Origin of the sequence: Alginatibacterium sediminis (genome assembly GCF_003610775.1) — a bacterium.
Classification (GTDB): Bacteria; Pseudomonadota; Gammaproteobacteria; order Enterobacterales; family Celerinatantimonadaceae; genus Alginatibacterium; species Alginatibacterium sediminis.
Map to the genome: position 1 here is coordinate 213,199 of NZ_RAQO01000006.1, position 19,186 is coordinate 232,384.

Sequence of the window (19,186 nt, forward strand, 5' to 3'; positions counted from 1 at the left end):
CTAATTAATACAAGCGTGGCCGATCGATTTATTGCAACTAACTTGTCAATCTTGGGAGAGAAGATGAGCTCAGGGTATGGAAATCAAGCACTTTACAAAGCTATAGCAGTTATTGATGCAATCGCTGACGGACAAAGTCAACTTCAACAAATTAGCGATCAGTTAGGTTATCCGAAATCAACGGTGCATCGCATTGTCCATGGCTTGATCGAGGCGCGTTACGTTCGAGATGTCAAAGGCATTGGCTTAGTTTTAGGCACCAAAATGATTCAATTGGGTAATAAGGCGCAGCAAAATATGCCGCTTAAAGACATCGCAAGACCTTATTTACAGCAACTGGCGGAAGAAACTCGAGATACAGTCCACCTAGGTATTAAAGATGAAGACGATGTTTTCTATCTTGACAAGATTCCTGGCTATCGCCCGATAGAGTTTCGTTCTCGGGTCGGTGACAACTTGCCATTGGCTTCAACCGGTATCGGAAAGGCATTAATGATAGACATGCCAAAAACTGAATGGCGGCGTTTGATTGCCAAGCAAGATCACCTCGATGCGCCGGCTATTCTAGCTCGAATGGACGTTTACTCAAGTAAAGACTATAGCTTCGATCTAGAGGATAACGAAGAGCAAGTGCGCTGCGTTGCAGTACCAATTCGTAACAAGTACGGAAATATTATCGCTGCCATTTCAGTGACCAGTATCCATGCATTTATGTCTGATGAACGCATGGTTGAACTCATTGAGGTCATACGAGCTTATAGCCAGCGGATTTCAGAACAACTAAATTAGAGGCCAGTCGTGAATATCTTCTTTGTTTTATGCGACGAATTACGCGCAGATGCACTCGGCTGTATGGGAAACAAGCAAATCAAAACGCCCCATATCGATAGTCTGGCATCGGATAGTGTTTTGTTCGAAAAATCTATTTGTAATACCCCAATGTGCGTGCCGTCACGCGTCAGTTTAGCAACCGGTAGACATGCGCTAAGCCATGCTGCTGTTGACAATATGCTCCAACCACGCCCAACTGAAACCTCCTTATTTAGTTTGTTACAAGCCCAAGGCTATCAAACCTTCAGCCACGGCAAGTGGCATTGCAATATAGAACCTGAGCGCTTTGGCATGGATAGTTCAAATACAGGAACTTCAAATCTTAGCCCTCCAGAGAGCTATATAAGCTGCTTTGGGATCGAAGACAAAAGTACTCGAGAGAAAAGTCAGTACAAACGTAATGATGGCGAGATCTCGTTAATTATCTCTGGTAAAAGGCCATCCCACAAAGATAAAACATTGGATAGTATTGTACTTGAAAACTATTTGGACGACTTAGCCATTCGTAAACAGGCGCAAGAGCCAATGTTTGCCCAATTGTCGATTATGGATCCTCATACGCCTTACCTTCCTGCAGAGCCTTTTGCTTCGATGTATGAACCAGGTGATATCGACATGCCTAGTTCCTTATCCGACCCTCTAGATTCCAAGCCGCGGTTGCAGCGCTATTTTTATCATGCTCGTGGTTTTGACAAGCTTGATGAACAAGATTATCGCAAAACGAAGGCCGCCTATTATGGCTCGGTAAGTCATGTTGATGAGCGAGTTGGTAAGCTTATTTCCAACTTAAAGAAGCAAGGACTGTATGACGATAGCCTAATTGTTTTTACCTCAGACCATGGAAGCATGATGGGAGAGCATGGATTTGTGGAAAAGTGGGGGCATATGTACGAGCCTGTCATCAACACTCCATTGTTGATAAAAATGCCTTTTGGTGAGGGAGCTGGAACGCGTAAAAATGGGCTGGTGGAGTCTATTGATATTATGCCCACCATTCTTGATTTACTTGGCCTTGAGTCCTCATCAACGGTACATGGTAAAAGTCTTTTGCCATATATTCGTAAGCAATCCACTCAGCATAAGTCCTTAGTCTTTGCACAATACTATTGCCAAGGCCTGCAAGATGAACCTGCTATCATGGTAAAAGATGAGACCTGGAAACTCACCAGCTACCCCTGCGGAAAACAACTAGAGTCCAAACTTTTTGTTGATCATTACTTACGTATGAGCCCTCTTTTTGATGGAGCCGAGGTACTCGGCGAGCTTTACCATTTAGTTGATGATCCAGATGAGAGAAACAATCTGTTTGATGTGCCGGAATATAGTCACATCAAACGCCACTATCTCGATGAAATTACTAAGTGGAAGTCATCTTTTTCTGATTTAGTTCATTTTCCCAAAATAGATAAGCCGCGACTTGGTGGTTCATATAGCTTGCTACAAGGCGATAACTTAGATCGTTTGGAGCAGCAAGTTACAGGGGACAATAAACAGTCCCGCTTGTGGTAAGGCTTAAAGGCGGACTAAGCGTCCCATTATTCGGGATGTTTTTGGTCGAAAAGAAAAACGTTGAATAAGTCACAACATTGCCATTGCTATGGATGAATACTAAGGCCCGTAGAGCTTTGACAAAAGGGTTCAAAGGCCTACATGCCCTTACCAGTAGTTAATAAATTAGGTGTACAACAATGTTGATTGAAAAAATGTATTTAGACGGTCAAGCCTTTGAAAGTGGTGAGACTTGCGACGTTATTAATCCGGCTACTGACAAAGTTGTGGCTGCGATTCAAGTCGCAAATTTAGATGTTGCCCAAAAGGCGCTCAATAGTGCTAAAGCCGCCGAGAAGAGCTGGTCTAAAACAAGTATTGCTGAACGCGTATCGTGGATGAAAAAACTCCGCGCGGCATTGCTTGAGCGAGAAGACGATCTGCGAATGTGTGTGCACCTCGAAGCCGGTAAAACATGGGATGGCACTCAAGAGGATTTCGACCTATTGGTGAATAGCTTGGAGTTTTATGCGGAAGAAATACAACGCTATCAACCTAGTCAACTACAAGATACACAGTCTAAAGCCGTGCATACTTTGAACTACCGACCCGTAGGTGTGGTTGTTGCTTACCTGTCTTGGAACTTTCCACTATTAAATCTAAGCTATAAACTAGGCCCTGCAATGGCCACTGGTTGCCCGATTATCCTCAAACCATCAGTTCAATCGCCTTTATCGGCCTATTTAGTGGGTTCCATTTGTCAAGAAATCGGCCTGCCAGCAGGTGCGGTAACGATTATAGCTGGTGGTAATAGAGACGTCAGTGATTTAATTTCCGGCTCCAAAATACCATCAATGTTGACGCTGATTGGCTCCATCGCTACTGGTGTCAAAATCATGCAAGCAGGTGCAACTTCCATTAAACGCTACTCCATGGAGCTTGGAGGTAATACTCCTTTTGTGGTTTTCAAAGATGCGGATCTAGATAAAGCAGCCGATATCTTATGCGCTTTAAAATATGGGAACTCAGGACAAATTTGTGTCGCTCCAAATCGTGTATTTGTTGATGAAGCGGTACATGCCCAGTTTTTGGCCAAAATACTCGATAAAACTAAACAGGTAAAACTAGGCTTTGGCCGCGATAGCGATGCAACCATGGGGCCGGTAATTAGTAAATCTGCCCGTGCAGGAATACACAAGTTAGTTGTTGATGCCTTAGAGCAAGGTGCGCAATTACAGGCTGGTGGAAGCTTTGACGAAGACGCGGTTGGCGCTTTTTATCCGCCGACAGTACTGAGTCATGTTGATGAATCCATGGACATTTATCAACATGAAATATTCGGTCCGGTTATCAGCATCATTAGCTTTAGTGATGAGCAAAAAGTCATTGAGCAAGTCAATGATACTGACACCGGATTAGCGTCTTACATATTCAGCGAAGATATAAATAAAGCACAGCTAGTAGCTGCGCAGTTCGAGTTTGGAGAAATTCAGATCAATGGTGTGCAATACGCAATAAATCTACCGCATGTTGGCATTAAGCAATCTGGAATTGGTTGTGATTGCTCCAAATATGCCTTGGACGATTATTTGTATCTGACGCGTACCAGTCGAACGCTATAGTGGATTAACTATTTCGAAATAACTTGTTTAAAGCGAAAAGGCAGCTAAAAAAGCTGCCTTTTTTTGTTTTTGTTGCCGCGACTCTATCCTAGCTAAGTCGAAATCATCAACAGTCCTAAGATAATGAGAACTGTATCGCTGAAGAACTCGGGATGGCCTAAAATATAACCTTTAAATCAATGAGTTAGTGGTGGTGCGAAAAAGGGGGATCTTAGTCAGTTTGGGATGTAAAGATTGTGCAAATAATACAAATATTGTTCATTTTGAAGCAAAGGCAAATAGACAATACTAATTATGAAAACCCAGATGCGTCATTAAAACGCACCCTACATGTTAAGGAAGATAATAATGAAAAAGCTATTAAAGGTTCTAATGACCGTTGGCATGGTTAGCTTGTGCTCCCCACAAGCAATTGCTGCTTCTAACGGTAAAATTGGAATGATGCAACACAACCAAAGTGATTCGTTTCAGCAAGCGATGTTAAAAGGTGCTGAAGAAATGGCCGAAACGCTTGGTTATGATTTCATGGATGCTTCGTCAAATGATGATCCAGTAAAAGAACTTGAGATTATTCGTAACTTCTCAAAACGTGGGGCAACACTATTAGTCTTGGGCTCAACGACTCAAGCAGCCGGAATTGCTGGTGTCGAGTTGGCACATTCCTTAGGTATGAAAGTGGTTACCATGGATTCAATTCAAGGTAATTCTAAAGCGGAAGGGCAAGTTGGTGGTGATGATGTTGCCGCAGGTTACTACGCCGCTAAACATTTAGCGGAATCGATTGGTGGTAAAGGTAAAGTTGCAATTAATAAATTCCCTGATCCGATCCCACCATCAGAAGACCGTGTTAAAGGTTTCTACAATGCATTTTCTGAATACCCTGAAATTGAAGTTATAGCGGATGCAGGACCAGGTTATGACACGATAAAGGCAATGAACTGGACCGCGGCTATTATTCAAGCCAACCCAGATGTAAAAGGCTTTATTTCTATTGAAGATACCAGCGCACTGGGTATTGTCCGCGGTATTGAAAATGCCAAGATGGAAGGCAAAATCAAGTCTGTTACTGTGGTTGAAAGTTCAAGTATCTATAAAGAGCTTGCTAAGGGAGATGTCATCACTGGTGTATTTGCTATGCACTCATACAACTATGGCGCTTTGGCCGTGACCCTACTTGATCGTCTTAATAACAACCGTCCGGTTCCATTCATAGTTAAAACCACTGGTGTTTTAGTCACCAAAGACAATGTTGATACAAACCTTGAATACCTAAACTTCGATTAAAACCAACGATGGCGCGGCTTTGGGCGCGCCAGTGTTTCTAAGTTTTGAGGTAACAGCATGGAACAATCTGCATTACGAATTTCAAAAATCATCAAAAGCTTCGACGGTATTAAAGCCCTTAAAGGGCTATCGTTGAGCTTTAATAAAGGAGAAATTGTTGGTTTAGTTGGCTCCAATGGTGCTGGAAAATCAACCTTGCTTAACGTCATTTGGGGGGCATATGCTCCGGATTCAGGAGATATATTCATCAACGGTGAACAAGTCAAAAAGATATCTCCAACCAAAGCCCAAGAACTCGGTATTAGTATCATCTTCCAGCATCGGCGCTTAATGCCATATATGACGGTTGCCGAAAATATCTTCATTGACAATATGCCGAAAAAACATGGCATCGTTGATTTCAAAAAGATGAGTAAGGATGCACAAGATCTGCTCAAAATGCTTAGTCTTGATATCGACAGTAGTAAAAAAGTGGAAGAGTTATCTGCTGAAGAAAAGCAGTTGGTAGAAATTGTAAAAGCATGCTCTAAAAACCCCAAGATCCTATTGATGGATGAACCAACTACTGCACTACGGCAAGGGGATGTTGACCGTTTATTCACCTTAATGAGAACTCTTAAATCACGTGGTTGTAGTGTGGTGTTTATTTCACATCGCCTAAAAGAAGTGATAGAAATCAGTGACCGAATTTCCATCATCCGCGATGGTGCCAACGTAAGTGATGGTCCAAGTACTCAATACAGCCCTGATCGTATCGTTGAAGAAATGAGCGGTATTACGGCGACAGATTTTGAACACCAACGCGATGTGACAGACAGTTCCTTTAGCCATGCTGGGCAAGAGGTTTTACTAAGGACCGAGGGCTTGAAGGTTGCCAACTCGCAAAGCATAAGTTTTGAACTGCACAAAGGAGAAATACTGGGTTTTGCGGGACTTGGTGGTTCAGGTGTAGAAGACATCTTTGAGTCGCTTTATGGGCTAAAGACTAAACAAGCGGGCGATATTGAAATTGAGAACCAGCATGCCACCATTCGAAGCCCTATGGATGCAATAAAGCATGGATTAGGCTTTGTTTCTGAAGACAGACAACTTAATGGCGAGTTTCTCGAGTTGAGCGTTAAAGACAACATTTGTATTCCTAGTGGTCAAAAAAAACGTTTGTTCTCGATGATTAATCGCAGTGAAGAAACGCTAGCAGCGGCGAGTTACATCGAAAAATTGAATATTAAGACCGAATCGAGTCAGAAGCTTATAAAAAATTTGAGTGGTGGGAATCAGCAAAAGGCCATTATTGCTAAGTGGCTGCAACTGCAATCCAAAATCATCATCATGTGTGAGCCGACTGCTGGAATCGATGTTGCTGCGAAAAGTGATGTGAATGCTTTGATTCAGCAAATAGCTGAAGAGGGCAAAGGGATCCTTTATACCTCGTCCTATATCACGGAGCTTATGCATGTATCAGACCGAATTATTGTTGTTTATCAAGGCCAAATGTTTAAAGAATTTTCGAGATCACAATACGATCATAATCAGATTTATCTCGCGATGAACGGAATTGAAGAACAATCAGGAGTTAACGATGAACACTAGTGACAAAGCTATTTCACTAAAACAGGCTGGTGCAAGCAGTAGTCTTGTATCCAAACTCATAGGGTTAGTCAGCTCTAGTTATCTGGTTAAATTGACGATTGCCTGCATGGCACTGATAGCGGTTTTATCGTTTGCAAGCCCTTACTTTTTTACGTTCACTAACTTTAAGGACATTTTGCTAGGCACCGCGGTTATTGGGATCATATCCTTCGGCATGACGATGGTGTTAATCAGCGATGGCATAGATCTGTCCGTTGGCTCGGTGGTTGCTTTTTGTAGCGTTATTTTGTGTGTCAGTTTGAACGCAGGATTTGGATTACCCATGGCCTTGGCTTTGACCTTTGTTGGCGCTATTACGGTTGGCTTGTTTAACGGTTTTTTTGTTTCCGTATTGAACATTAATCCATTTATCATCACCCTTGGTAGTATGAGTTTGGTGCGCGGAATTGCGTATATTATTATCGGTGGACAACCCAAACCATTTGATTCCGACATCATCCGCTTTGTAGGTTCGGGCTCGTTTTTAGGCGTTCCCATTCCTATCTATGTCATGCTTATAGTACTCGTCGGTTTGTCATTTATGATGAAGTACACCCAATTTGGTCGCAATGTCTACGCGATAGGCAATAACCAAGAAACAGCTCGTCTATCAGGAATCAATGTCATCAAAACGCGGATCTTGGTGTATTGCATTATGGGTCTATTAGCGGGACTGGCTGGCATATTGCTGGCAGCTCAAACTTATGCGGGGATCCCTGCCGCAGGCAATGGTTATGAGCTCGACGCACTAACTGCCGTTATTTTAGGCGGTACCAGCTTGAAAGGTGGAGAAGGGCGCCTGGCAGGCACTTTGCTAGGCACTTTAATCGTTGCCTTAGTACTGAATGGACAAAACATGTTGGGGGTTCCGTACTTCTATCAATTGGTGAGTAAGGGAGCCATCATCATCTTTGCAATGACAGTGGCCATGAAACGAAATTAGTCCTAGAATTCCTTTCAAACTTTTGCCCATGCAATCTGCATGGGCTTTTTTTTACTCGTACCACAACGTGGGATTATTCGTCCCAGAAATGGAAGTTTGTCGGGCGTCACAATTCTATTTTCTCCAAACCGTAATATGAGCGCATCTGAGAAACGATTTTCGAATATTCCAATTAGGTGAAGGTAGATTGATAAATGACGAAGTATAGCCAATTCAAAGCAATCAAAACTGGTGAAGCAAAACTGAATCAAGGATTTTGGGCCAACCGTGTCGATGACTATCTTAGTATTATAGATAATCTAGAAGGCGCTCTACTTTCCGAAGAAAATGCGGCGCGAATGCTTAACTTTGGTATTGCCGCCGGGGAAGTTGAAGGTGAATTTCATATGAATGAATGGTCTGATGGAGACTGTTACAAGTTCATTGAAGGCTGTATTAATCAGTACGCAGTCACACAAGATCAAAAAATTCTAGATGTCATCAACAAATATATTCCGTGGATAGAAGCCTCACAAGAGGACGATGGTTACATCGGAACGCAAACCCTATTGACGGAGCGAAAACGATGGGATGATATCGAATACCATGAGCTATATAACATGGGACATCTATTTACAGCTGCTTGCGTGCACTATGAAGTCACTGGTGACGAACGACTGCTAAATGTTGCTAAACGTTGTGCGGATTACTTATGGATTACCTTTTCGCCTAAGCCTAAAGCTTTACTACATTTTGGCTTCAATCCCAGTCAAATTATGGGGCTTGTTGAACTACATCAATTAACCAATGAGCCAAGATATCTCGAACTTGCAGATATTTTCGTTACGATGCGCGGACAATCTCCCGAGATTGGTGGTGACTGTAATCAAAACCGGATGCCGCTACGTGATGAAACACAACCGGTTGGCCACGCTGTGACTGGAGCATATTTATATGCGGGCGCAGCCGATGTCTATGCTCATACTGGCGAACAAAGCTTAAAAGATGCCTTAGAGCGCATTTGGAACGACTTAATACGACGCCGTATTTATATCACCGGTGGCGTTGGCCCGCAGTATGTTGGCTACTCGGATAGAGGGGACCCTTTGTATGAAGCCTTTGCATCTGAGTACAACTTACCGCATCGCGTTACCTATAATGAAACCTGCGCAAATATCGCTGTCGCGATGTGGGCTAAACGCATGTACCAATTAACGGCTAAAGCTGAATATGGGGATTGGATGGAGAACATTCTATTTAATGCTGGGATCTCTGGTGCTAACTTAGATATGACTCGTTATTTCTACGCTAACCCCCTTGCTCACCGCTGTGAACACCATATTGAGCCTAGTTTTGGTCAGTATTCTCATGTTCCAAACGAGCGTTTCTTTACCTTTGATTGTTGGTGTTGTCCGCCGCAATTACTGCGTACTTTTACTGGAATGCCAAAGTGGATTTATTCTACGAGTGACAAGGGAGTATCGATTAACCTATTTGCGGGTGCTGACCTTGATACCAAACTAGATAATGGCGACCAAGTAAAAGTGTCAATGCAAACGAATTACCCTTGGGACCAATCGGTTTCAATTCAAATTATCGAAGCGCCCCAAAATGGTATGGAACTAAGCTTACGCATTCCCGCCTGGTGCAGTGAAGCTACGATCAATGGTAAAAGAAGTGAAAGCGGTGTGTACACCTTGCAAGTGAAACAAGGGCAGCAATTGGCAATCGAATTGCCAATGCAGGCTGAACTTTATATTTCACACCCTATGCTAGAGCAATCTAATGGCATGTTTGCGGTTAAACGCGGACCTGTGGTTTATTGTGTTGAAGGCCAGGATATAAGTGCAGGAGCAAAAATTGATGAATTGGTCTTGCCCGAACAAGCGAGCTTTGAGGAAGAAGTGATGGCGGACTTCCCATATAAGATGGTTGGTTTAAGAACTAAGTTTAAACGACGTCCGCATAGCTCAGCTTTGTATTCGCGTTCACAAAGTTCTACAGAGTCAGACGTTGAAGTGCGGATGATCCCATACTTCGCTTGGGCAAACCGAGTGGAGCAAGATATGGGAGTCTGGTTCCCCAGAGCCTAGCTAACCCGCTTTTGCTAACCGTCATATGAAACCCTAGTTTATTAGGGTTTTTTCTTTTGTGCCTGCCAAACCCCAAAAACGTAGCTTGCTTTAGATCTGTCAAAAGTGAACTAACACTTAGTTCTGATAGGGTTATTTTTGTTGTTTTGGCGAATTGATTTATAGTGATGATTCAGCACCCGCATTTTTTACCAATGGTAATCAGCTGACAAGGTTCCTAAATCCGTTCGCACCCTGGGGGTTTTATGGGGAAGTTTTTCCAGCAGCAATTTATTTCCATTCGTTCTGCCATGTCTATTATTTCTTGGCTGTATTTCTCTATGATTGTGGTTGTGCTTTCGGTTCTAATTTACTTTTTAAGCTCTTTGGATCAACTTTCAGCAAAGGAATTACACGAGCGGGTCAGCCTTGCGCTTGTGAATGAGAACCGCCAAGAATTGGCTATATTGGTGGAATACACCTATTGGGATGAAGCTTATAATGGAACTTTTTTTGACGACGAGAAAGTATGGGCTGACGAAAACGTTGGAAGCTATCTTTTCGAAACATATGGTATTGATTTTAGTTTGGCCCTTGGCAAAGACAATCAAGTTAAATTCTTTGCGAGTTCAGAGACTGAGCCGGAAATACAAGCTTCTGATATTCTAGGTAAAGAAATCAATCAATTGGTTCTCTTATCTAATGAACTTGAATCTAAGACTCAAGTTGCAAGTACCTATTTACGGATTGGAGACGCAATCTATCTGGTGGTTGGAGGGCCTTTTATAGAAGAGGATAATGGAGACATTAGACCGGATACTTTTTTACTTTTTGGGCGTAAAATTGATAGTGAATATTTGGAAGGGCTTACCAAAAACTACCAGCTTCAAGCCCTTGAACTATTGATAAATACGGTTTCGAAACCAAGTCAAAGTAGCTTAAACCTAAATTCACCGCTTGAGACTCTTGCCTCTGTACGCTGGACACCTAAAGTTCCTAGTAAAGATGTATTACCTAGTATCGTAATGGTGCTGTCTTTATTCCTACTTGGGACCATTATCGTAAGTCGCTATATTCTGACGCTTGAGCAAGCTAATAGAGAAGCCTACGAGAACAAAATATTTTTTGAAGCGACTCGAGATCCACTTACGCAGATCCATAATCGAAAATACTTTATGGAGATGGCTCGCAAAGAATTCTCGGTCTCTAAACGCTATCATCGGCCGTTTTGTGTATTGATGATAGATATTGATCATTTCAAAAATATCAACGACAGTTATGGGCATAGTTTTGGCGACTCGGCTTTAATGCATATGGCAGACATATGTAGCAATGTTCTGCGCGAACATGACTTGTTTGGCAGACTCGGCGGCGAAGAATTTGCAGTGGTTCTGCCTAATACTAGCTATGAAAAATCCTTACAAGTTGCCGAGCGAGTTAGGCAGGAATTAATGGAATCACCTTTCGCAAAAGACGCCAAAACTATCAAAATGACGGTGAGTATAGGTATGGCTGAATTATCCAAACATGAAGCAATTGAACTGCTTATTGAGCACGCTGATAAAGCGATGTATTTGGCTAAGTCCCGTGGTCGCAATCGTGTGGAATGTTATGGGGAGTAGTAGTTTAGCTAGCTACAGATAGGTTCTGTTGCCAGCTAATTGAGTTTGGCGGAACGTTTTGAAAGTTTTATATACACAGTCAAGGATAATAATATTATCCCGCCGCCGATGAGTTTTTGCAGCTGTATTACTTCTGCAAGCACAACAACACTTAGTAGCAGCGTCCAAATCGGTTCCAGTATCATAATGAGAGAAGCCGTTTCCATGTTTACACTATGTTGCCCTAATGTTTGCAGTAGATAGCGTAAAGCTGTTGCAACAAGCGTGGAAACGCTAAACCAAAAGATGAGGTGTGACGTTATTTCAAAAGGCTCGTTTGTCACGAATGAAGCAGCGATAACACCGGCGATACCAACGATGAAAAGTTGAATGCAGATAGAGCTTAAGGGTTTGATGTTGCGAATGACGCGTTTATTAAGCACAAAATGCACTGAAAGCAAACTTGAGGCCAAAAGGAAGTACCACTGACTTAGGTCAACTTGCCAGCCATTACTCAAAGCCAATAGTGCCATTCCTAAAACGGACAAGGGAAGTGCGATCCAAAATGCTTTTTTGGGTTTGTTTTGAAATAGCAGCCATGCGGTTATTGGTGCAATAATCATGGCAAGACTCATGATGAAAGCACCTTCAGAAAGGCTGGTTGAAATTGAGACTGCATGTATCCAAGTTAATAGGGAACCAGCCAGAAAAACACCCACAGCTGAAACTGCTGCTATTTGTGTAAGTCTTAGCTTAATAATATCTCGGTAGCAAAACGGTAAAAGAACCAAGCTAGCTAGCAAAAAACGAGCAGCGATAAATACGTCACTTGGCATTTCTTGTATTACTAGTTTTGAAGCAATCCAACCTACAGCAGCGAGCATAGTTGCCAGCAGTAAATACAATTCTGCGCGGCCCTTGACTTGGTCCATTTTGATCTGTCCTGAGTTGTAAATCTTTAAACAAAAGACCATTCAAACTTTGACGCGCAATGTATCTAGCTAGGGTCTGTATGTGCAAGCTGCTAGAGTATCGCTTAGCATCATAGATAACTAGTCTAGGCGCTAAGCGTTTGAGGTTTATTGTGTTAGAAACTCAGGGTAATCAGTGAGTCCTTCTGCGGTACCACCGAATAATGTTTCTGGATTGTGCTTCGCCAAGGGATAGTCGTTTTTTATCCGCGCTGGTAAATCCGGATTTGCTACAAATGGGCGACCGAAACCTACCATATCGGTGTCGCCATCTTCAACTGCTTGAGCCCCTTTGCGTGCATCGTAGCGACCCGCATAGATCAGTACACCTTGATATACTTGACGAACTGCATCTTTAAACGATTGTGGCGTTTCAGGGGCATCTTCCCAATCAACTTCAGCAATGTGAATATACGCCACATCTAGGGTGTTCAGTAGCGCAGCTGCTGCGGTATAGGTTTCTACTGGCGTTGCATCAATCGTACCATTGAGCGATGTAAATGGGGCAAGACGAACACCAATGCGGTCAGCGCCGATAGCACCTGCCATCGCCGCGACTACTTCTCCTAGGAAACGAAGTCTATTCTCGATAGAACCACCGTATTCGTCGCTACGATTGTTTGCTTGAGAATCTATAAATTGATTAATCAAGTACCCATTTGCGGCGTGAAGTTCAATACCATCAAAACCTGCTTCTATGGCGTTTAATGCAGCTTGTCGGTACTCACCAATGACTTGAGTAATATCCTCTTTAGTCATCTCACGAGGTTGAGTAACCTCAACAAAACCGGGTTGGTCGCTACCGTTGTCAACGAATACCTTGACGCCATCAGCTTTAATCGCAGACGAGGAAATGGCTTGTTGGCCTCCAATGTTATCTGGATGCGTCACTCGACCAACATGCCAAAGCTGGGCGAAAATAGTGCCACCTTTGGCGTGAACTGCGTCAGTTGTTAACTTCCATCCAGCGATTTGCTCTTGGGAATAAATACCTGGTGTCCAAGCATAGCCTTGTCCCATTGCTGAGATTTGAGTTCCTTCAGCCACAATCAATCCTGCACTGGCGCGTTGTGCATAGTACTGAGCCATCATTGCGTTTGCGACATTACCAGGTTGGCTGGCACGCGAGCGTGTCATTGGTGGCATAACAATACGGTTTTTTAGAGAAATCTTACCGAGCTGAATGCTTTGAAATAATGCGTCTTTCATTTGGAATTCCTCTTAACTGTTAACTTGAATGAGTTCAATTTGGTAACCATCTGGGTCGGTAACAAAAGCTATTTCAGTTCGGCCACCTTTCACCGGTCCAGGTTCTCTAGTTACATTGCCACCGCAGGTTTTGATACGATCGCAGGTTTCATAAATATCATCGACACCGAGGGCTATATGGCCAAAAGCGTTGCCAAGCTGGTATTGGTCGGTATCCCAGTTGTAGGTCAACTCAATTGCCGTACCCTTATCTTCGTAGCCTACAAATACTAAGGTGTAACGGTATTCCTGGTTTTCACTTTTCTCGAGAACGGTCATACCCAGAACGTTGGTATAGAACTCAATGGATTGTTCAAGGTTCACAACCCGCAACATGGTATGTAGAAACTTCATGGAATGCCCTCAGTACTGTTTTTGCGTGCAATGATGTTCAGCCGTGCACTGCTAATGAATGATGTTGTTGGGTACAAAGTACAGTCGAACACTCAAGGTGGGAAATTATCAATTTTCATCGTTATCATAAAATAAATTTATAGATCTAAAGTCGTGATATTCAATAGATTCTTACTTGTAGCATTCAAGAATTTTGGCGGCTTTACCGAGTAAGCTACGAATACATATGTCCATTTGTGACTTAATCAAATATATGGTGTTTAGCCGCAGTATCTAGGGTTTGTGGCGATACATACTGTGCAGAGTTTGAATCTCAAATTATGCTAAATGCAATGGGTGTAGAGATTTTGTAATGGTTATCAGAGCTAGCGAATGATGTACAAAGGTTCACTCTCCCCCAGAAATTTGACCTTTGCTTGTGCGAATATCAAAGTCGTTGCCGTTTAGTGTTGTTTTGCTTTACTCAAAATCGAATAATTCAAACTGCTACTACAATATCGTCGATTCAGTGAGGAACTAAAATGACCATTGTGTGGGAGAACGACCAGCAACTTTTCGCGCTTGCCAAGGAAAAACTATTTGTGGCCTTAGTCGGAGATATTCTTGATAAGTTAGGTTATCAACATCAATTTTTGTCACCAAAGCTTAAGCCCATGCGAAATGATATGCGAATTATAGGCAGAGCTATGACGGTACTCGAAGCTGACTTTTATGGCGACTTTACGGCTCATTCTGAGATTAGCGAGCAACCTTTTGGGCGAATGTTTGAAGCTTTGGACGATCTCAAACAAGATGAAGTCTATATATGCTCCGGTAGTTCACATCGGTATGCCTTGTGGGGAGGTTTGATGTCAACTCGTGCGATGCATTGTGGTGCAGCTGGCGCTGTGCTTCACGGGTTTCACCGCGATAGTAACGAAATTGAAAAGTTAGGGTTTCCGGTCGCTTCAATAGGCAGTTACGCTCAAGATCAAGGGGTGCGAGGTAAAGTCCTAGACTGGAGAATTCCGATTGAAGTTGATGGCGTGCGAGTCAACAACGGAGACATTATATTTGGTGACAGAGATGGAATACTGATCGTTCCCAAAGCGGTAGAGATTGAAGCGTTTCAAGGTGCATTTGAAAAAGCTGCTACCGAAAGCTTGGTCTTAAAAGCGTTGCAACAGGGAATGACAACTGTTGATGCATTTAAGAAGTTTGGGGTGATGTAACATTCTAAGGTGAACAATGCTAAATCAGACCCCAATCCAACGTTGAAGATTGGGGAGATGATCTTAAGGTCGTGTTTGGTGAACAATGGCAGCAGGCGTTGAGCCTACCCGCAGCCTAGCGATGCCCACCTACTTTAGAGTGCGAATTACTTTATGCTCACATTATTAGACTGAACCAAGTGAAAACTCTTGCTCAAGACTAGCATTGTGTTGCCCTAGTAAGGGCGCGCCTTGCGGTGACTTAAATAGCTCTCCATCGATGCGAATTGGACAACTTGTTGTGGTATATGTTTGTCCATTTCCACAACGCACGGTTTGTAGCATGTCTAATACTTTAAACCCGTCATGTTCAAGCATGTGTTTCCAATCGAGAACTTCAGCACACCAAATATCAGCCGGTTCAAGAATATCAAGCCAGTGCTGGGAGCTGGCGGTTGCCAATTGATCGGATAATATTTGTTTTATTTCGTCTCGTTTGGGATACCACTGCTTTGGATCGCTATAGCTTAGTAGCTGATCATTTTCTAATAAATCACCGAGTTTGATGATAGACCCCATCGCTAGTACCAGATAACCCGAACTCGTTTTGTAAAGCCCGTAAGGTGCACCTACAAGCGGATGAGCACCGTTTACCTTGCCTCTTTCAACAGACTCAGAATCTTGATAATAAAGCGTTAGCGGTTCGAATTGAAAATCGAGCATCGCTTCTAACATGCTGACTTCTACTGAACCACTTTCACCGCTAACTAACGTTGCCAGTATGCCTTGTACGAGTTGGGATCCTGCAAACATATCAGCTAAGGCTAGTCCCACAGGAAGGGGACCGTGTTTATCATTACCGCTTTGCCACACAAATCCTGATAATGCTTGTACCAGTAAATCTTGACCTGACTTAGTCGACCATGGACCATCTTGTCCGTAACCTGATATACAACCATAAACGATATCCGAATTGAGTAGTTTTAGGCTCGCATAGTCAAATCCTAAACGCTCCATAACGCCGGGTCTAAAATTGTGAACAACAATATCAACCTTAGCTACCAGTTCTCTTACCCAAGCTTTCCCGGTTTTAGATTTTAAATCAATCGCGATGCTCTCTTTGTTTCGGTTTATTGCCTGAAAGAATGCTGAATCACCACAAAGATCGATTGACTCACCATAAAGTGTCCGCGATAAGTCACCTTTTTCATGATGCTCAAGTTTAATCACCCGAGCACCAAGATCTGCAAGTCTAAGGCTTGCACAAGGACCTGATAGTAATTGGGTAAAATCCAAAACGGTATACCCTTCTAAAGGATGAATCATAAGCCAAACTCCTTGGTAATATGAACATTGGCACTACCTAGAACCGGTGCTGCTCGCTCTGAAAAGATACGCTCTGCGTTTAGACGAATAGGGCAGCGGGTTGTGCGAAGATTGACGTCCTCACCTCTGGTGATTGTCATTTCCATATCGAGTGCTTTATAACCGCTACTTTGGGTTAAAGAATGATAGTCGTATACATCTGAGCACCAGTAGCCTGCCGGCTCCAGTATATCTAACCAATGCTGGCTGGTGTTTTTTGCAATGACTTCAGCGATCAATGCCTTCGCTTCGTCACGCTTAGAAAAATAGAGATTGTCTTGATCAAAATCCGCGAGAGCATTGCAATCTATCAGCCTCGCCAATGTACTCAGTGAGCCCATAGCTATGGCTAGGTAGCCGTTCTGAGTTGAGTAAATACCGTAAGGAGCGCCAAGATAAGCATGGGCATTTGCAATGCTACTTCTCCGCGGTTTTAGTTCAGGGTTATTGATGTAGGCGGTTAGACCTTCAAATTGGAAGTCCAAAATTGAGGTGATTAAATTGACTTCAATTTTTGCGCCTTTGCCGGTTTTTCTCTTGCGTATCAGACACGCTAAAATAGCTTGAGCCAGATTGGAACCGCATACCATATCTGCGACAGCTGCGCCAAATGGAATGGGATCATCACCGCTATTTCCACTAAGCCAAGTTAAGCCTGACATGGCTTGCGCTAATAGGTCTTGGCCTGGTTTATCGCGCCAAGGACCTTGAGTACCATACCCACTGACTTCGGCATAAATTAGTTTCGGATTTAGTGTTTTCACGGTTTCGTAATCCAAACCCAACCGATCCATGATTCCAGGTCTAAAGTTATGGGTTATAACATCAGCTTGTAGGATAAGCTTTTTAACTAAAGCAAGATCTTGTGGGTCTTTTAGGTTGGCCTGGAAAGATTCTTTATTCCGATTAACCGTATGAAACAAAACACTATCACCGCCAGCTTTCATGTTTTTGGTAACCAGCTGACGACAGGCATCACCGTATTTTGGGCGTTCGATCTTAATCACTCTTGCACCGAGATCTGCAAGTCGCAAACCCGCATAAGGCCCCGCCATATATTGACTAAATTCTAGAACCGTTAATCCTTTTAGTGGAAGTTTCATAGAGTGATGCCTTTTGATTCGACATACAGTTCATTGAGTCTGTTCAAAAGGATTTTTTCATCACCACCATTCATCAAATACTCCCTAATAGGGCTACCGGCATTATCTTGGAAATACATGTGGCCGGCGTAGCGTGGTCGTAAAAACGCCCGCTCTAATGTGGGAAGTGTTTGCTCAAAATAATTATGGGAAGATGCATTTGCAAACTCACTTTTCCAAGCTTTTAAATGCCCTGGTTGACCACCAAACTCGATAAAGAAATTGGCCTGCATTTCCGGGTTAGCGATAAACTCAGCGTATTTAGCGGCTACATCCTTGTGGTCACAGTTGGCTGAGATAGCAAAGCCTGTTCCTCCTATGGTTGTAATGAGGTGGCCCTTACCTTCAATTTCTACGGTGTCGCTGAAGGTTAAAAGTTTACGAGCGTAACCTGGTTTCGCGTAGTTTGCGTAGCCGTAAGCAAATGGGCAGTACGCAAATTGGTCAGTTTGCGTCATCGCTTCGTAAACTTTGATAGGGTTCCAATCAAAACAACCTGGGTCTAGATGACTAGAAAGTTCTCGAAGCATTTGTAGGGACTTTAAGCCGACGTCATCACTCACAACTTCATCGTTTGATGTACATGGGTCTTCACCTAGGGTGCAGCAAAGCATGTAGAAATTCATCAAGGTATCTTGCGGAATGGAAGGCACGGCAACCAAGCCTTCGCGTGCCAAATCTAGTAAATCGTCCCAGGTCTTCGGCATGGTGAAGCCGTGTTTTTTTAGTAGGTCTTCTCGACCGGAGGCGACCGGAGTAGCTGCGTCCATTGCTAGAGCCCACTGCTGATCATTGTAACGATAGCTGTTGTGGGAATGTCCAACTGAATTGGCTTCTAGATCATCCAAAAAGGGCTTAGAGAGTAAATTATCAAATGCCTCAATTACACCGGTTTTTGCAGCGAATCCAGCCCAGGGATGATCGATTACGAGTAGGTCAAAGCGTTTCGCTAGTTCATCTATGGGTTCGTCAGCGAATGCTTGTAATGAGCGTTTTTCCCAGATTATCCGATATTCGGGATTTAATTCTTCAAATCGCTGCGCAGTCGCAACCATTGGCGAAAAACCGCGTGTGTGATTCCAAGTAATACCTTTAAGCGTGATCATGGTTAATTCCTATACCTGTTACGAGTGAATTGGGCTCTTAAAACGGTGATAGCTAGGTTATTGGCCATATTTCCCATATTAGGAAGCAAGGGTTAACACGATCACTCTTTGAATTGGTAGCACCAATTTTTAGAACTTACATCGGTATTAAATCAAAGTCAATATATAAAGCATTGAACTTAGTTTGTTTTATTAGCTTTGTATGCGGCTATTTGTAAGGAGTTTGGCGTTTTAATAAGATGATGCATGGAATGAATGGTTTTTTTGTAATGTAATCACACTATCATTGGTGCTACCAAATTCGGAGTTTTATGTGTACTTGTGGGAAATCGTAAAACACAGCTGGTTTGCACAGACTCAC

General features: G+C 43.0%; 15 protein-coding genes. 9 read left to right on the forward strand and 6 right to left on the reverse strand.

From position 1 onward, the window contains the following. Positions 1 to 63: 63 nt before the first annotated feature. The 8 genes from DBZ36_RS11780 to DBZ36_RS11815 all read left to right on the forward strand — a co-directional run bounded on the left by DBZ36_RS11780 (position 64) and on the right by DBZ36_RS11815 (position 11,470). Positions 64 to 789, forward strand: a complete 726-nt coding sequence (locus DBZ36_RS11780) for an IclR family transcriptional regulator (protein WP_120355148.1) — start codon at positions 64 to 66, stop codon at positions 787 to 789. A 9-nt stretch (positions 790 to 798) separates the two neighbouring features. Then, positions 799 to 2,340, forward strand: a complete 1,542-nt coding sequence (locus DBZ36_RS11785; RefSeq protein WP_120355149.1) for a sulfatase family protein — start codon at positions 799 to 801, stop codon at positions 2,338 to 2,340. A 179-nt stretch (positions 2,341 to 2,519) separates the two neighbouring features. After that, positions 2,520 to 3,941, forward strand: a complete 1,422-nt coding sequence (locus DBZ36_RS11790) for an aldehyde dehydrogenase family protein (protein WP_120355150.1) — start codon at positions 2,520 to 2,522, stop codon at positions 3,939 to 3,941. A gap of 348 nt (positions 3,942 to 4,289) precedes the next feature. Then, positions 4,290 to 5,225: a sugar ABC transporter substrate-binding protein gene (locus tag DBZ36_RS11795; protein ID WP_158589089.1), complete on the forward strand. Its 936-nt coding sequence runs from the start codon at positions 4,290 to 4,292 to the stop codon at positions 5,223 to 5,225. 57 nt (positions 5,226 to 5,282) lie between these two features. Then, positions 5,283 to 6,815: a sugar ABC transporter ATP-binding protein gene (locus tag DBZ36_RS11800; RefSeq protein ID WP_120355152.1), complete on the forward strand. Its 1,533-nt coding sequence runs from the start codon at positions 5,283 to 5,285 to the stop codon at positions 6,813 to 6,815. Next, entirely contained in the window at positions 6,805 to 7,797 is a 993-nt protein-coding gene (locus DBZ36_RS11805) for an ABC transporter permease (protein ID WP_120355153.1), read from the forward strand. Before DBZ36_RS11800 ends, DBZ36_RS11805 begins: the two co-directional genes overlap by 11 nt. A gap of 194 nt (positions 7,798 to 7,991) precedes the next feature. Further along, on the forward strand, positions 7,992 to 9,869 hold the full coding sequence (locus DBZ36_RS11810) for a glycoside hydrolase family 127 protein (protein WP_120355154.1): 1,878 nt from the start codon (positions 7,992 to 7,994) through the stop codon (positions 9,867 to 9,869). 245 nt (positions 9,870 to 10,114) lie between these two features. After that, on the forward strand, positions 10,115 to 11,470 hold the full coding sequence (locus DBZ36_RS11815; RefSeq protein ID WP_120355155.1) for a sensor domain-containing diguanylate cyclase: 1,356 nt from the start codon (positions 10,115 to 10,117) through the stop codon (positions 11,468 to 11,470). Between the two features lie 35 nt (positions 11,471 to 11,505). Here DBZ36_RS11815 and DBZ36_RS11820 read toward each other — a convergent pair whose 3' ends face one another. The 3 genes from DBZ36_RS11820 to gloA all read right to left on the reverse strand — a co-directional run bounded on the left by DBZ36_RS11820 (position 11,506) and on the right by gloA (position 14,022). Further along, on the reverse strand, positions 11,506 to 12,381 hold the full coding sequence (locus DBZ36_RS11820) for a DMT family transporter (protein ID WP_120355156.1): 876 nt from the start codon (positions 12,379 to 12,381) through the stop codon (positions 11,506 to 11,508). Positions 12,382 to 12,528: 147 nt separating this feature from the next. Then, the gene (locus tag DBZ36_RS11825) at positions 12,529 to 13,629 is read right to left on the reverse strand and encodes an alkene reductase (RefSeq protein WP_120355157.1); all 1,101 of its coding nucleotides are present in this window, start codon (positions 13,627 to 13,629) and stop codon (positions 12,529 to 12,531) included. A 12-nt stretch (positions 13,630 to 13,641) separates the two neighbouring features. Beyond that, positions 13,642 to 14,022, reverse strand: a complete 381-nt coding sequence (gloA, locus tag DBZ36_RS11830) for a lactoylglutathione lyase (RefSeq protein ID WP_120355158.1) — start codon at positions 14,020 to 14,022, stop codon at positions 13,642 to 13,644. Positions 14,023 to 14,543: 521 nt separating this feature from the next. Between gloA and DBZ36_RS11835 the strand changes: the two genes are divergently transcribed. Beyond that, complete coding sequence (locus DBZ36_RS11835; RefSeq protein ID WP_120355159.1) at positions 14,544 to 15,233, forward strand: RraA family protein; 690 nt, start codon at positions 14,544 to 14,546, stop codon at positions 15,231 to 15,233. A 165-nt stretch (positions 15,234 to 15,398) separates the two neighbouring features. Here DBZ36_RS11835 and DBZ36_RS11840 read toward each other — a convergent pair whose 3' ends face one another. From DBZ36_RS11840 to DBZ36_RS11850, 3 genes are read right to left on the reverse strand one after another with little or no spacing between them, the layout of a single operon-like run. Further along, on the reverse strand, positions 15,399 to 16,538 hold the full coding sequence (locus DBZ36_RS11840; RefSeq protein WP_120355160.1) for a CaiB/BaiF CoA transferase family protein: 1,140 nt from the start codon (positions 16,536 to 16,538) through the stop codon (positions 15,399 to 15,401). Then, entirely contained in the window at positions 16,535 to 17,680 is a 1,146-nt protein-coding gene (locus DBZ36_RS11845) for a CaiB/BaiF CoA transferase family protein (RefSeq protein ID WP_120355161.1), read from the reverse strand. Before DBZ36_RS11845 ends, DBZ36_RS11840 begins: the two co-directional genes overlap by 4 nt. Then, entirely contained in the window at positions 17,677 to 18,825 is a 1,149-nt protein-coding gene (locus DBZ36_RS11850; RefSeq protein ID WP_120355162.1) for an ABC transporter substrate-binding protein, read from the reverse strand. Before DBZ36_RS11850 ends, DBZ36_RS11845 begins: the two co-directional genes overlap by 4 nt. Between the last annotated feature and the right edge of the window lie 361 nt (positions 18,826 to 19,186).